Here is a 13,910-nt window from a genome sequence, read left to right as displayed (position 1 = left end):
GTTCCCCCTTATACTTGTTCCTGCAAATAGCTAACCAATTGATCAATTGATACTTCTTGCTGTTCGCCAGATTCCATATTCTTTACGTTTACAACTTGTTTTGCTAGCTCATCTTCACCTAGAACAACAACAAATTTTGCTTGTACACGATCGGCTGCTTTGAACTGAGCTTTCATTTTTTTATCTTGATAATCTTTATCTGCTACAAAACCTGCACGTCGAAGCGTATTTACAATTGAAACAGATTTTTCTTTCGCCTCATCGCCCATTGTCACTACATAGCAATCTACGCCAGTTTCTACCGGAAGCTCAATTCCTTCTGCTTCCAATGCAGATAATAAACGTTCAATGCTTAAAGCGAATCCGATACCTGGTGTTTCAGGTCCGCCGATTTCTTGAATCAGCCCATTATAACGGCCTCCGCCGCAAAGAGTTGTAATGGCGCCAAATCCTTCTGCTTCACTCATTAGTTCAAATGCTGTGTGATTATAATAATCTAACCCGCGTACTAGCGTCGGATCTACAACATAGTCAATGTCTAAATCGGTTAAGTACTGCTGTACTTTTTCAAAATATTCTTTTGAATAGTCGTTTAAATAATCAAGAATAGACGGCGCTGTAGCCATCAGTTCATGGTCACGATCTTTTTTACAATCTAAAATACGAAGAGGATTTTTCTCCAATCGGCTTTGACAGTCGCTGCAAAACTCTCCGATTCGAGGTGCAAAGTGATCGATAAGTGCTTGACGGTGAGCTTGACGACTTTCTGTATCTCCTAAACTGTTAACAACCAGCTTTAATTTTTTTAATCCAAGCGATTGGTAAAAGCTCATTAACAGGGCAAGAACTTCAGCGTCGATAGCTGGATCATTTACCCCTAATGCTTCTACGCCAAACTGAACGAATTGACGGAAACGTCCCGCTTGAGGGCGTTCATAACGAAACATAGGACCGATATAAAACAGCTTTGTTGGCTGCGTTGGATTTCCAAACATTTTATTTGAAACAAATGATCGTCCAACTGCAGCTGTTCCTTCTGGACGAAGTGTTAAGCTGCGGTCGCCTCGATCCTTAAATGTGTACATTTCTTTTTGCACGATATCCGTTGTTTCTCCCACTCCGCGCAAAAATAATTCAGTGTGTTCAAACATTGGTGTACGAATTTCTTGGTAGTTGAACGCACGGCAGATTTCTCTTGCTCGCTGTTCAACAAACTGCCAATATTCTACTTTGCCCGGTAAAATATCTTGTGTGCCTCTAGGTATTTGAACTGACATAACGTGATATGCCTCCTATATTTAAAATTTACAATACAAAAAAACTCTCGCCTCTACTATTTTTCCATAGTAGGGACGAGAGTTAATCTCACGTGGTACCACCCTAATTGAAACATATGACATGTTTCCACTCATTTCGTTAACGCACGAACACGTTCATCTCCTACTAAGTTTCCCTTTTCAGAGTGAAGCCTCCTGAGTGTTCTTTCATAAAGTCATCATGTAGAAATGCTTTCAGCCTAAGACATTTCCTCTCTAGCCATGTGTCATCTTTACTACTTTTCTCGATCTTTGGCTTATCAATATAAAAATGTTATACATTCATTTTAATTTAGCAATTGCTTTCTATATTACGAATGAAATGAGCAGTTGTCAAGCACCTTTCATGTTAAGAGCGGTCTAATTGTTTTCTTAGTTTCTGAATATCTCGAAGCGTTAAACCAAATTCAGAAGCCAATTCAAGGGATGAAGCTTCACTTTCTCTATCAATAAAATCATGAAAATGAATGCCAAATACTGGATTTACCTGTTGAAATGATTGTTCACCTTTTTCACTAAACTTCATCGTTTCTTCCTCCCTGCCTACACTTACTTATCCTTTTATTAGCATTGCCCAAAAAAGATGTTTTTACATAAGAGAAAGGATTTTTTTTCTTTTCATCGAATACTCTATTTTGTTATAAAAAGGAGGTCTATCTATTCGCCATCTTAACATGAAGTCTGTATCTGTTTTGGCTGCAAGTATCCTTTTGTTACTGTGCTCTTCCTCATTTGAGCGCCCAAATGTACCGGTGCATCAACCCATTGTTGTAACAGCTGACTCTCTTCATGTACGCAGCGGTCCAGGACGTTCATTTTCAATTACAAATAAATTGACGAAGAATACAAGACTATCCGTTTCAGACCGTCAAGGAGATTGGTATTATGTAGAAAGCTCGGGTATTCAAGGCTGGGTGTTTAAAAAATTCACGAAAACCGTAGCGCTCCGCAGCGTTCAGCCTAGCATGCAAGTAGCGCAGCGCCAGCCTGTTTATACGCTGAGTAAAAGCTTGCAGCACCTAAAGGGCAAAACCATTATTATTGATGCAGGCCATGGAGGAAAAGACAAAGGAGCCATCGGCACACAGGGCACATATGAAAAAGATCTCACTCTCCGAACAGCGCTGATTTTACAAAACAAACTTCAAAAAGAAGGCGCACACGTCATTTTAACCCGCACCCGTGATGAGTACGTTCTACTTTCACAGCGCACGCTGCAATCGACTAAAGCAGATGCTTTTATAAGCGTTCACTACAACAGTACGAACAGCTCACAGCTAACTGGCCTTATGACGTATTATTATCATCAGCATCAGGACAGTCCACTCACACATTCTATTCATCAGTCACTCATTGAACATGCAAAATTGAAAGACAAAGGAGAACGATTTGGAAACTATTATGTTCTTCGCGAAAATACACGTCCGAGTACATTAATTGAACTGGGCTTTTTAAGCAACGAACGGGAAGAAACGTATATTAATTCCATCAGTTATCAGCAAATGATTACATCCGCTATCGCTGAAGGATTAAATCACTACTTTCAAAACAAAGAAAAAACGCAGACTCATCTGTGAGCCTGCGTTTTTTCTTTGCTTTCTACAATAAGTGTGACCGGTCCGTCATTCGTAAATGATACGTCCATCATTTCGCCAAATGCGCCGGTTTCTACTCGAATATTTTTTCCTGATAATACTTTATTAAAATAGTTGTAAATCGTTACAGCATAATCTGGCCTAGCAGCTTCCATAAAGTTTGGTCTTCTGCCTTTTCGGCAATCTCCGTAAAGCGTAAATTGAGATACCGATAAAATTTCTCCTTCTACATCTAGAAGCGACAAATTCATTTTGCCAGACTCATCTTCAAACACTCGCAAATTTACAATTTTGTCTGCTACATACTCTGCATCGGCTTCAGTATCCTCGTGGGTAATACCGACTAAAAGCATATATCCGTGCTCAATCTCGCCGACCGTCTCGCCTGCAACAGTTACTTTTGCATTCTTTGCTCTTTGTACGACTACTCTCATGTATAACGACCTTTCTTAATGCATAATTCGGCGAACTGAATAAATGTCTCGAAGCTGCTTAATGCGCTCGACCACTTTATGAAGATGACTGATGTTATGAATAGAAATTGACATATGAATCGTAGCCATTTTGTTTCGGTCCGATTTTCCTGAAACGGCTGAAATATTCGTTTTAGTCTCGTTTACAACCTGCAGAACTTCATTTAATAAGCCTCGACGGTCGTAGCCCGAAATTTCAATTTCCACATTAAACTCTTTGCCTTCTTTAATATGTGTTTCCCACTCTACAGGAATAAGACGGCTTTCAGCATCATCTGTGTGAACGTTTAAACAATCTGCTCTATGAACAGATACTCCCCGCCCCTTTGTAATAAAACCAACAATCTCATCTCCGGGAACTGGATTACAGCATTTAGACAAGCGAATCAGCATGTTCTCTACACCCGGTACGATAACACCGGAATCTTTTCGTTTATGCTGGCGAACACGTTTAGCCGCAGTGTCGCGTGCAATGTCATCAATTTGGATCTCTTGTTCTTGATCGCGCTGCTTTCTCCACTTCTCGGTTAAACGATTAGCTACTTGAGCCGCAGTTAATCCGTTATATCCAATAGCTGCATACATATCATCTTCATTTGAGAAATTAAACTTCTCCGCTACTCGTTTGATATTATCAGCTGTTAATACTTCTTTTAAGTCAAACTCCATTTGACGAATTTCTTTTTCAACCAGCTCTTTGCCTTTTTCAATATTTTCATCGCGGCTTTGCTTTTTAAAGAATTGGCGAATTTTATTTTTGGCTTGAGACGTTTGAGCAAGCTTTAACCAGTCCTTGCTTGGACCATATGAATGCTTAGACGTCAAAATTTCGATAATGTCCCCCGTTTTCAAACGGTAATCAAGCGTAACCATCTTGCCGTTGACTTTTGCTCCAATGGTTTTATTTCCGATTTCAGAATGAATACGATAGGAAAAATCAATTGGAACAGAACCCGAAGGAAGCTCAATGACGTCGCCTTTTGGCGTAAAAATATAAACCATGTCAGAAAATAAATCAACTTTTAGAGATTCCATAAACTCTTCTGCATCGTTTGCATCATTTTGAAATTCTAAAATTTCTCTAAACCACGTTAACTTTTCTTCAAATGAAGCATGCTCAGCTGTTTTTCCCTCTTTGTAAGCCCAGTGAGCAGCAATTCCATACTCAGCAATTTGGTGCATGTCAAATGTTCGAATTTGAACTTCTAACGGATCACCTTTTGGTCCGATAACCGTCGTATGAAGAGACTGGTACATATTTTGTTTTGGCATCGCAATATAATCTTTGAAACGTCCTGGCATTGGTTTCCAGCACGTGTGAATAATCCCTAACACCGCATAGCAGTCTTTAATGCTATTTACAATAATGCGCACAGCTAGTAAATCGTAAATTTCATTAAACTGCTTGTTTTGCAGTGCCATTTTACGATAAATGGAATAAATATGTTTTGGACGTCCTGAAATTTCAACTTTAATCGACACTTCATCTACTTGCTCACGAACTTCATCAATAACTTCAGCCAAATATTGCTCGCGTTCCGCACGCTTTTTCTTCATCAAATTGACAATGCGATAATATTGCTGAGGATTTAAGTAACGTAAAGCTGTATCTTCAAGCTCCCACTTAATTTTTGAAATACCAAGACGATGAGCAAGAGGAGCAAAAATTTCAAGCGTTTCATTTGAAATGCGTCGCTGCTTTTCCTGCGGTAAATGCTTCAGCGTACGCATGTTATGAAGACGATCCGCAAGTTTGATCAGTATGACTCGAATATCTTGAGCCATTGCCACAAACATCTTGCGGTGATTTTCAGCCTGCTGCTCTTCTTTAGACTTATATTTAATTTTTCCAAGTTTCGTTACGCCGTCTACTAGCATTGCTACTTCTTCGTTAAAAGCTTTTTCTAAATCCTTTAGTGTTATCTCTGTATCTTCGACCACATCATGTAGAAATCCAGCTGCAATTGTTGCTGGATCCATATCTAGATCAACTAAAATTCCTGCGACTTGAATCGGGTGGATAATATATGGTTCACCCGACTTGCGATATTGTTCTTTGTGAGCTTCTTTTGCAAAATCATATGCTTTTTGTACAAAAGCCACGTCTTCTTCATTTAAATATCGCTTCGTATTGTCAATGACCTGTTCCGCTGTTAGGACTTGCTCATTTGCCATGAAATCACCTTTTATCAACTAGCATTTTTAATTCATATTGTAACTATTATCTTGAAAAAATCCAAGGATGTAAAGCCTTTGCGTCTAATTTATGAAATTTACATCATTTCCATTTTACGTATTAACGTTTTTTAACGAAAAAAGAGCACCTGTATCAGGTACTCTTTTTTATGTGATCGTTCGTCTTAATACGTCATTAATGTGAATACATCATAACCGTCTAGTTTGTCACGGCCGTCAAGGTAAGAAAGTTCAATTAAGAACGCAGCTCCAACAACAATTCCGCCTAATTCTTCGACAAGCTTAATTGTCGCTTCAATTGTACCGCCTGTTGCTAATAAATCATCTGTAATCAACACGCGCTGACCTGGCTTAATTGCATCTTTGTGAATCGTTAATACGTCTTTACCGTATTCTAAACCGTAATCTACTTTGATTACTTCACGCGGTAATTTTCCTTCTTTACGAACAGGTGCAAAGCCGATACCTAGCGCATATGCTACTGGACAACCAACGATAAATCCGCGAGCTTCCGGTCCTACGATAATATCAACTTGTTTATCATTAGCATATTTTACAATCTCATCCGTTGCGGCACGGTATGCGTCACCGTTATCCATTAATGTTGAGATATCTTTAAATGTAATACCTGGTTTTGGCCAGTCAGGTACAATTGTAATATAATCTTTAAAATTCATTCTAATGTTGCCTCCTCATTCAATCGAACGCTTAAAAATATCTTGAAATTGATTTTTAAGCTGTACATATGACGTATAAATAAAGTTTTTTTCTATTTCAATCTGCTGCTGCTTTTGGCGATAAGTCGCAGATTCTATTAAATCACGTTTCGTAGAATTTTTCACTAACGAAATTAAGCCATTGTTTATTGTAACAAATTCTAACTCAAAAAACACCTTTGCCATAAAATCAATCGTTTCTTTCGACCAGCCCTTATGAATTGCTAAATCTTCTTTGTAGCGTTTTAAATCAAAAGGACCCTTTTTCGCTAAAAAGCCGTAGAACCATTTAAAGTGATCGCGAGTTGGGATTGTATCAAAATAATGGTCTTCTTCCGTTAAGAAAATAGCGTATATCCTAGAAGGAATACCTTGGACAAACAAAGCTTCAAGCCACTTCTGTGACGGAGGCAAATCTAATAAAACGATCTGTTCTCCTGCAAACATGCATGCTTTTGCCTGTTCTTCATTTTGAATAAGAACAACATGCTCCATCGGCAGCATCGACTTGTATTTATCAATTGTTGAATCGTGAAAAGCAACAACTTTCATTTGATCTGTGAATACCTGCTCAAAGAAACGTTTGACATCAACCGCGCTGCGATAATCAAACATCTGCCACTCATCTACAGAAATATCTTCTACCATCAGCTGCGGTTTGCGCATATTGTTCCACTCATTAATAGATAGTTCACCTACTAATGATACCTTAGCTATAGGAGATACTTCATCTAATATATAGCCTAACCCAAAGCCTACTGCATCAACCGATACACCGCTGTCTTCAAATACGAGTTTTAAATGATTTTTATTCGCGCCAATTTTCCGCATAGATGTTGTATGAACATCTTTAATGAGAACTTTTGGCTTCGGGTTATGCATACCAAATGGAGCAAGCGCACTCATTTGTTCAATGTTTTCCAGCGTAATTTCCTCTGTTGTACATACTGTATCAACTGATGTAATTGGAATAAAATCCCGTTCGGTTAACACGTTGCTTGCTTGTTCATTAAGGCGTCTGCGCAGTTCTTCTACATCCTCGCTGTTTAACGTCATGCCGGCTGCCATTGGATGACCTCCAAAATGCGGCAAAATGTCACGGCATTTAGATAAGTTCGCGAATAAGTCAAAGCCTTGGATACTTCTTGCTGAACCTTTGGCAATACAGTTTTCAGAGTCAATACTTAGTACAATTGTTGGTCTGTAGAATTTTTCTACGAGCCTAGAAGCGACAATTCCAACAACGCCTGCATTCCATCCTTCTCCCTCTACAATAAGAACGCTGTTTTCATCCGGAGGATACATACTCTCAACAAATTCAACGGCTTCTTCTGTAATATCGTTTACGATTTGCTGCCTTTCCTTGTTTAACGCATCAATTTCTTTAGCTAAACCTTTTGCCTCTTCAGCATTTGTCGTCATAAGTAAATGAACAGCTGGATCGGCATCTTGAAGACGTCCTACTGCATTAATGCGAGGAGCCATCGCAAATCCAATTGTATCCTCATTAATTTCTTCACGTTTTACTCCACATACGCTCAGCAGCGCTTCAATTCCGGTGCGCTTCGTGAGCTTGAGATAATCAAGACCTTTGCGAGCAATTAAACGATTTTCGTCGACTAAAGGAACTAAGTCAGCAATCGTCCCAATTACTGCTAGTTCTAACAAATGTTTCGGAAGCTCTCCTAACAGCGCATGAGCGAGTTTAAAAGCCACTCCTACACCTGCCAGTTCTTTAAATGGATATGTACTTCCCGGCAGCTTTGGATGAATAATTGCATAAGCATCCGGTAAAACCGGCCCCGGCTCGTGGTGATCAGTAATAATTAAATCAAAGTTTAATTCACGTGCATACGCAGTTTCTTCGACTGCCGAAATACCTGTGTCTACCGTAATCACCAGCTGATAGCCGCCTGCGCTTATTTTATCAAATGCCGCCTTATTCGGCCCATAACCTTCTGTAAAGCGATTAGGAATATAAAAATCAACATCAGCGCCAAGCTGCTGTAAAGCAGATAACATAACGGAAGTGCTGCTGACGCCGTCAGCATCGTAATCTCCATAGATCATAATTTTTTCCTTATGATCAATTGCTTGCTGAATGCGAGCTACCGCTTTGTCCATATCGTGCAATAAAAACGGATCGTGGAACGTTTGTGCATCAACGTGTAAAAACTCACGTGCCGCTTCTACTGTTGTCATGCCTCTATTAAGTAATAACGAAGCTACTAGAGGTGTAATATTGAGGTTTTCTACAAATTCATTAACAAGTTGTTCATCACATTCTTGAACATTCCAACGTTTTTTTGACTGTAACATGTCTCTTCACCCCTTAACCCACATTATTATACTAGAGTGGATGAAATGGAGCAACGAAAGAAAATAAGCACATTTTTCTGACAGTACGCCTTGAATTTTCACGCACAAAAAAAACGTGCGAATACTTCGCACGTTTTTGAATTACTTGCTTTCTACTTCTTTTTGTTCCTCACGCTTCAACTGTTTTCCTTTCCACACAAGCCATAGCTGAGCAGCAATAAACACAGATGAATATGCACCAAGGATTAAACCTACTAACAGAGCAATTGAGAAGTTTTGAATCGATTCACTTCCGAATAGAAGAAGTGCTACAACTGCAATCACAACTGTTAACACGGTATTCATCGAGCGAGTAAACGTTTCGCGTAAACTTAGATTTACGATAAACGCTAAGTCGTCAAACGTTTTAGATTTAAATTTCTGCATATTTTCACGAATGCGGTCAAACGTAACGATTGTATCGTTAATTGAGTAACCAACAATCGTCAAGACAGCAGCGATAAACGTTAAATCTACCTCTAACTTTGTTAAGCTAAAGACCGTAACGATAAAGAACGCATCATGTAACAACGCAAGCACGGCTGCAAGCGCCATGTAAAACTCAAATCGAATCGTTACATAAATGATAATTCCAATTGAAGCAATCAGAATTGCAAGCATCGCATTTTTCGCCAGTTCTTTTCCAACCGTCGGCGAAACGGTGCTTACATTTGGTTCAGAACCGTATTTATCTTTAAAGTGATCTTTTAAATTGGCGATTTCTTTTTTATCGAGAACCCCAACTACACGTACGACACCCGTATCATTACTTTTTCCTGTAATAACTATGTCATCCGTTTTGATATCAAGAGACTTCATTTCGCGCTGTATCTCAGCCTGCGTAACGGTATGATTTGCCGGAATCTCTATGCGAGTTCCGCTCGTAAAGTCAATACCGAGGTTCAGCCTGAACACAGCAACCGAGATAATACCGATAATGACGAGCACGCTTGAGAACGTGAAGAACGCTTTACGGTATTTTACAAAGTCAATCTTATCCCACGCTGTAGGTAAAACGGTTGTGCCGTCGTCTTTGCTCAAATCGTGAATTTGCTCTTTCTTCACGCCAAAGTAGCCTGGTTTTTTATCAAACCAGCGGCTGTTTACTAAAAGACTCATTAGTAAACGAGTACCATAAACAGCAGTTACAAAGCTTAGCACAATCCCGATCATTAATGTTGTGGCAAATCCTTTTACCGAACTTTGACCATAAAAGAACAGTACAAGAGCCGCTAACATTGTTGTAATATTGGCATCAAAAATGGTCGCAAGTGAGCGACGATTTCCTGCCCGGTAAGCCGATATAACAGACCTTCCTGTTTTCAGTTCATCTTTAATCCGCTCGTAGGTAATAATATTCGCATCTACTGCCATACCTACGCCGAGAATAAGAGCCGCAATCCCTGGAAGCGTCATAACCACGTGCATCCAGTCAAATACAACTAAGTTTAAGTACACATAGAAGCTGAGTGTAATAACGGCAATAAGCCCCGGTAAACGGTAGAAAAACAGCATGTAAAGGAAGATAATTCCGATGCCGATAATACCCGCTAATATAGTCGTATGAAGAGCTTCTTCTCCAAACTGAGCTCCAACGGATGTAGAGTATAGCTCATCTAATTTAACTGGCAGCGACCCGGCATTTAACAATTCCGCCAGCTGCGTTGCACTTTTCACTGTGAAGTTTCCACCTGAAATTTCAACATCTGGCTGTGTTAACACGCTGCTAACAGAAGCTGCAGACAGGTACTTCGGATTTTGTTTTGCTGATTCTTTTTGGTACGAGTCTTTTCCTTCTTCATAATCCAGCCAAATGACAATTAAATTGTTAGGTGCTGGTTTTTGAGAAAGCTCTCGCGTAATCTTTTCAAATTTTTTCGCATTTTTTAACTTTAGTGAGACGCTAGGCTGATTGCTTTGGTCAAACGATTGCTTTGCTCCGCCTTGCGCTAAGTCTGTACCATCCATCAGCACCTTATCGTTCACGTCACGGAACGTTAAGTTTGCTTGAGTTGATAACAGATCCCTGGCTTGCTTTTGATTCGTGACACCAGCTAGCTGAACGCGGATGCGGTCGTTTCCTTCAATTTGAATGCTGGGCTCACTAACTCCCAGTACATCGACACGTTGACGCAGCGCTTCAACCGTGCTGTTAAGTGCCTTTTTGTCAATGACATCGCCTTTTTTAGCTGGACTGACTTTATATAAAATTTCAAATCCACCTTGAAGGTCGAGGCCAAGTTTAATATCTTTTGTAATTCCAGTCATCGTTGTTCCGATTGTACTAAACACAAGCAGTACTAAGAGGAAAAAGGCAACGATACGTCCTCTTTTAACCATCGACAGAAAATCCTCCTTCTTATGTAAAAAACATGAAATGATAACAATAGATAAATGACCAATCTAATTATCATTCATAACCTAATGTCTGTCAAATAAAGACCTTATCAAATTTTAATACATGTATTTTACAAACTCTACTTTAATAATTCTTTCCAGTCTTCTCCATTATTAACACTTGAGAACATATCAGATTTATAAGATTCAATGGTTACATAGCTCATCACCTGCGTGATCTTAACAGATAAAATATCATTTACAACTTGATGGAGAGATAGCTCCTTTTCTTTTTTCCATTTTTTCATTTCCAAATAACTCAATAAATCGTTCTCCGTTACTTCTTCATATCCGAGCATATGAAATTCTTCCATTTTGCTGGATACGACAGGCTGTATAAGTTCTTTCGAAGCTGAAATAAATGGATGTGTCATATTGATCCTCCTTTCCGTTTGACATTTTGCGTAAAATTTCTTTCTCGTATGAGGAATACTTGTCATGCTTGGACACCGACGCCGCATATATTCACTGTATAAACCTCAAGAAAGCAGTGAGTATATGTCTAAATTTTTACAGGGAACTATTATTTTAATAATTGCTGGCTTAATTACACGTGTACTCGGGTTTGTCAATCGAATTGTGGTGGCTCGAATGATTGGAGACGAAGGTGTGGGACTTTATATGATGGCGGTCCCCACGCTGGTATTAGTAATCACCTTAACACAGCTTGGGCTACCGGTTGCCATTTCAAAGTTAGTGGCAGAAGCAGAAGCTTTAGGTGACAGGCATAAAATAAAAAAAATACTTGTCGTCTCTTTAAGTATTACGTGTACGCTGAGCGTTTTATTTACGCTCGGACTAATATTATTCGCTCCCGTTGTAGCAAAAACCTTCTTTACAGATTCACGTACGATCTATCCGCTGCTTGCGATTATTCCTGTTATTCCGATCATCGCCGTGTCGTCTGTCATTCGCGGATATTTTCAAGGAAAGCAGCAAATGAAGCCCGCTGCTTATTCTCAAATTATTGAACAAGTGGTGCGAATTACGTTAATTGCTGTCTGTACAAAAGCATTTTTACCTTATGGAATTGAGTACGCCGCGGCTGGCGCTATGCTCTCTTCGGTATTTGGAGAGCTCGCTTCCCTGTTTTACATGGTGTTTATGTTCAAGCGAAAGAAGAAAATAACGGTAAGACGAAAATTTTTTGCTTCTTTACATGCGGGCAAAGATACGTTCCTTGACTTAATGCGAATCGCTCTTCCCACGACAGGAAGCCGCATGATTGGGTCAATTTCTTGGTTTTTAGAACCGATTGTAGTAGCTCAAAGTTTAGCAATTGCAGGAGTAGCGACAGCGGTAGCAACGAAGCAGTACGGAGAATTAACAGGCTTTGCACTCCCTCTCCTGATGCTGCCTTCTTTTGTAACGGTGTCTCTATCCACTTCTTTGGTTCCCGCAATCAGTGAATCTCTTGCACAGAATCAAATGAAACAAATCGAATATCGGCTTCATCAAGCTCTCCGCTTGTCATTTGTAACAGGCGGACTGGCCGTTGTTGTTCTTTATGTATTTGCTAATCCGGTAATGGAATTGATGTATGGTTCTGACAAAGCTGCTATTTTTGTCAAAGTCATGGCGCCTTTTTTTATCTTTTATTACTTTCAAGGGCCGCTTCAAGCTGTTCTGCAGGCGCTAGACCTTGCAAAAGCCGCCATGATTAACAGTTTTATAGGAGCAGCGGTCAAAACGTCTCTTATCTTCTTACTCGCAACTCAGCCCAATCTAGGCATTATGGGAGCTGGCCTTGCAATTGTTGTGGGAATGATGCTTGTCACTCTTTTACATCTGTCTACGGTCATGAAAAAAATCACGTATAAGCTTCATGTGTTTGAGTATCTTCGCAGCTTTGCTGTAATGGGCATATCAGGCTTTATTGGACACTTTGCTTATATGAACCTTTTCACTTCCATCCCGTTAAGCTTACGAACCATTTTATCAATTGCACTGACAAGCTTTGTATATGTACTGTTTTTGCTGCTTTTTAGACTGATAACAAAAGAAGAATTAAATCGCTTTTCTGTTTTACGTTATTTTAAACGAAAATAAAACGCGGAGCACTCCGCGTTTTATTGTTTCACATCTATTAAATCTATAAAGAATTTTCCGTTGTCGTAGCTGCAATATGAAATCTTGTCTAAGTTTGAATGCCCCAGTTTCTCTAACTCCTGCCTTAACCATTCCGTTGTTTTATGTTCATGCAACAGATGCTCTTCTTGAATAACGCCGTCAATGATAAAAGGCAAATTCAAATTGCCTTTTTTACCTGATTGCTGATCTTTTTCAAACACGGATAGCCTTCCTGAAGATTCTAAAATAGCAAATTCAACATCAGCTACATTTTTTATATTTTTATCTCGCAGCTGCACAAGCAAATCATTGAAGTTATATCGCTGCCTTTTCATTTCATGTTCATTTATTTTTCCATTTTCAATGATAATACTAGGTTTACCATCAATAAAATTTCGCATTCGATTGCTTTTAAGAGACCATATAGCTAAACCAATTTGAATAATAAGAAGCGTTAACATCGGAAGAATTGAATACAGCAAAGGATCTTTTGGGTTTTCAATAGCCATTACTGCCATTTCAGCAATCATAATAAAGACAACTAAATCCAAAATGCTCAGCTCTCCTATTTCCCTTTTGCCCATAACGCGAAAAATAATTAAAACTACTACATACAAAAGCACGGTTCGCGCAACCATGATTAATAGTTCCACTGCAAAGACCTCCTTTATGTATTCCCTTGTAGTTTGTACCATTTATTTTAAAATAGCCTTACTTTTATGCGTCTATTTTGAAGTCATCCCGAATATGCTCGTACTAAGGGTTCACCTATCTTTTTATTTCATAAGG

11 protein-coding genes and 1 other annotated feature are annotated in these 13,910 nt (G+C 39.2%); of the genes, 2 read left to right on the top strand and 9 right to left on the bottom strand.

The features are described 5' to 3' along the window. Positions 1 to 8: 8 nt before the first annotated feature. Positions 9 to 1,277 (bottom strand): histidine--tRNA ligase, encoded by a 1,269-nt coding sequence (gene hisS / locus ACH0CI_RS01370; RefSeq protein ID WP_028410586.1) that lies wholly within the window; start codon positions 1,275 to 1,277, stop codon positions 9 to 11. Between the two features lie 68 nt (positions 1,278 to 1,345). Next, positions 1,346 to 1,578: a binding site (T-box leader), on the bottom strand. 87 nt (positions 1,579 to 1,665) lie between these two features. Next, positions 1,666 to 1,842, bottom strand: a complete 177-nt coding sequence (locus ACH0CI_RS01365) for a hypothetical protein (protein WP_013059305.1) — start codon at positions 1,840 to 1,842, stop codon at positions 1,666 to 1,668. Positions 1,843 to 2,008: 166 nt separating this feature from the next. Here ACH0CI_RS01365 and ACH0CI_RS01360 point away from each other — a divergent pair, with 166 nt between their 5' ends. After that, positions 2,009 to 2,893, top strand: a complete 885-nt coding sequence (locus tag ACH0CI_RS01360) for an N-acetylmuramoyl-L-alanine amidase family protein (protein WP_223546263.1) — start codon at positions 2,009 to 2,011, stop codon at positions 2,891 to 2,893. On the opposite strand, the gene dtd is transcribed toward ACH0CI_RS01360, so the two are convergent. From dtd to ACH0CI_RS01330, 6 genes are all read right to left on the bottom strand, one after another. Further along, a complete protein-coding gene (gene dtd / locus ACH0CI_RS01355; protein ID WP_406900798.1) occupies positions 2,884 to 3,345 on the bottom strand; it encodes a D-aminoacyl-tRNA deacylase in 462 nt (153 codons plus the stop codon). The two genes, ACH0CI_RS01360 and dtd, sit on opposite strands and share 10 nt — an antisense overlap. Before the next feature lie 15 nt (positions 3,346 to 3,360). Continuing rightward, complete coding sequence (locus ACH0CI_RS01350) at positions 3,361 to 5,559, bottom strand: RelA/SpoT family protein (RefSeq protein WP_013059308.1); 2,199 nt, start codon at positions 5,557 to 5,559, stop codon at positions 3,361 to 3,363. Positions 5,560 to 5,744: 185 nt separating this feature from the next. After that, a complete protein-coding gene (locus ACH0CI_RS01345) occupies positions 5,745 to 6,257 on the bottom strand; it encodes an adenine phosphoribosyltransferase (protein WP_013059309.1) in 513 nt (170 codons plus the stop codon). Positions 6,258 to 6,272: 15 nt separating this feature from the next. Then, positions 6,273 to 8,615, bottom strand: a complete 2,343-nt coding sequence (gene recJ, locus ACH0CI_RS01340; RefSeq protein WP_406900797.1) for a single-stranded-DNA-specific exonuclease RecJ — start codon at positions 8,613 to 8,615, stop codon at positions 6,273 to 6,275. Positions 8,616 to 8,756: 141 nt separating this feature from the next. After that, the gene (gene secDF / locus ACH0CI_RS01335) at positions 8,757 to 10,994 is read right to left on the bottom strand and encodes a protein translocase subunit SecDF (protein WP_335388187.1); all 2,238 of its coding nucleotides are present in this window, start codon (positions 10,992 to 10,994) and stop codon (positions 8,757 to 8,759) included. 137 nt (positions 10,995 to 11,131) lie between these two features. Then, positions 11,132 to 11,425, bottom strand: a complete 294-nt coding sequence (locus ACH0CI_RS01330) for a post-transcriptional regulator (protein WP_028411692.1) — start codon at positions 11,423 to 11,425, stop codon at positions 11,132 to 11,134. Between the two features lie 64 nt (positions 11,426 to 11,489). Here ACH0CI_RS01330 and spoVB point away from each other — a divergent pair, with 64 nt between their 5' ends. Beyond that, complete coding sequence (gene spoVB / locus ACH0CI_RS01325) at positions 11,490 to 13,100, top strand: stage V sporulation protein B (RefSeq protein WP_028411693.1); 1,611 nt, start codon at positions 11,490 to 11,492, stop codon at positions 13,098 to 13,100. 20 nt (positions 13,101 to 13,120) lie between these two features. Here spoVB and ACH0CI_RS01320 read toward each other — a convergent pair whose 3' ends face one another. Next, on the bottom strand, positions 13,121 to 13,774 hold the full coding sequence (locus ACH0CI_RS01320) for a DUF421 domain-containing protein (protein WP_028411694.1): 654 nt from the start codon (positions 13,772 to 13,774) through the stop codon (positions 13,121 to 13,123). Positions 13,775 to 13,910 lie beyond the last annotated feature (136 nt).

Origin of the sequence: Priestia sp. 179-F W1.4 NHS (assembly GCF_045369295.1) — a bacterium.
GTDB lineage: Bacteria > Bacillota > Bacilli > Bacillales > Bacillaceae_H > Priestia > Priestia zanthoxyli.
This window is presented reverse-complemented; position numbering and strand designations above follow the sequence as displayed.

Excerpts from the sequence above, each read along its gene's own strand:
- dtd (WP_406900798.1), bottom strand. The coding sequence starts at position 3,345 with ATGAGAGTAGTCGTACAAAGAGCAAAGAATGCAAAAGTAACTGTTGCA.
- ACH0CI_RS01365 (WP_013059305.1), bottom strand. The coding sequence starts at position 1,842 with ATGAAGTTTAGTGAAAAAGGTGAACAATCATTTCAACAGGTAAATCCA.
- spoVB (WP_028411693.1), top strand. The coding sequence starts at position 11,490 with ATGCTTGGACACCGACGCCGCATATATTCACTGTATAAACCTCAAGAA.
- hisS (WP_028410586.1), bottom strand. The coding sequence starts at position 1,277 with ATGTCAGTTCAAATACCTAGAGGCACACAAGATATTTTACCGGGCAAA.
- ACH0CI_RS01330 (WP_028411692.1), bottom strand. The coding sequence starts at position 11,425 with ATGACACATCCATTTATTTCAGCTTCGAAAGAACTTATACAGCCTGTC.
- ACH0CI_RS01345 (WP_013059309.1), bottom strand. The coding sequence starts at position 6,257 with ATGAATTTTAAAGATTATATTACAATTGTACCTGACTGGCCAAAACCA.
- ACH0CI_RS01350 (WP_013059308.1), bottom strand. The coding sequence starts at position 5,559 with ATGGCAAATGAGCAAGTCCTAACAGCGGAACAGGTCATTGACAATACG.
- secDF (WP_335388187.1), bottom strand. The coding sequence starts at position 10,994 with ATGGTTAAAAGAGGACGTATCGTTGCCTTTTTCCTCTTAGTACTGCTT.
- recJ (WP_406900797.1), bottom strand. The coding sequence starts at position 8,615 with ATGTTACAGTCAAAAAAACGTTGGAATGTTCAAGAATGTGATGAACAA.